The organism is Vibrio sp. 661, from assembly GCF_033339315.1.
Classification (GTDB): domain Bacteria; phylum Pseudomonadota; class Gammaproteobacteria; order Enterobacterales; family Vibrionaceae; genus Vibrio; species Vibrio alginolyticus.
Map to the genome: position 1 here is coordinate 1 of NZ_JAWOUJ010000113.1, position 1,139 is coordinate 1,139.

Below are 1,139 nucleotides of genomic sequence, written 5' to 3' on the forward strand. Positions count from 1 at the left end.
GCATCGGTTTGCTCTTTGTTTGCCAAAATATCTTTCTGCCAACCTTCTATCGTCGAAAGCATAGCAGAGATAGACGCTTGAATTTGCTCCGTCGCATTCGACGTACGTCCAGACAGTGCGCGAACTTCATCAGCAACAACAGCAAAACCACGACCTTGCTCACCTGCCCTTGCAGCTTCGATCGCCGCGTTCAGCGCCAGCAAGTTGGTCTGCTCTGCAATACCACCGATTTCAACCATCAAATGATTCACTTTCTGTGCCTGATCGCTCAGTTGATAAGTCGTTTCCGTTGCTTTTTCAGCTTGAAGACTCAATTGCGCTAGGTTGGTATGCGTTTGATCGATCGTCTCTTTGGCCATCATGCATGACTTCAAGGTGTCATCAATCAGCATATGCGCATCGTTGGTGCTTGAAGATACCGAATTCGCTGAAGATTCCACTTCTTGCGTCGCATCTCGCACGCGTCGAATATCACTGTTTTGTTGGTTCAATGCGGCTGAAACCTCGGCCGTTGTTTGACTGAGTTCTTCAGCGCAATTTTGCAGTGGCAGCGCCGAGTCGGTCATTCTTCCCAAGACGGTTCGAATCCTTGCAGACAACATTTTGATATGGAAATCAGCAATCGAAAATGCGCTATTGCCTGAATAGATCAAACGGCTCACGCTGTCATACTGCTTTTGCAGCTTTTTGAGCTGTTGCGGCGTATCAATCAACTCTTGGCGGAACAATAACGCTAAAACGCTCGCTGGTAATGCACTTGCAAGCCAAGCAAGCGGACCTTCAACAGATAGTGCGTACGCTGCGGCAGGTGCAGTTAATGCACCAAGTAGAATCGCATAGCGAACCGTTTCGTTAATTTTTAACGACCAGGTTCTACCCGCTTTCTCGGCGGCTAGCATCCCCTTGTAAGCTTTTGCAGCAATATCCACCCATTCACGCTTAGGCTTAACGCGCACAGATTGATAGCCGACAACTTGGTTTTTTTCATAGATAGGCGTTACGTAGGCATCTACCCAGTAATAACCGCCAGATTTGGTGCTGTTTTTAACCATACCTCGCCACGCTTTGCCTTCTTTAAGGCGTGCCCACATATCACCAAAAGCGGCTTTAGGCATGTCACTATGACGGACGATATTATG

The 1,139-nt window shown here is 47.9% G+C and carries 1 protein-coding gene; it reads right to left on the reverse strand.

Features of this window, described 5'->3' with window-relative positions; translation table 11 throughout:
- Positions 1 to 1,139, reverse strand: a 1,139-nt coding sequence (locus R7P69_RS25070) for a PAS domain-containing methyl-accepting chemotaxis protein (protein ID WP_318121810.1), incomplete at both ends; no start/stop codon positions are given.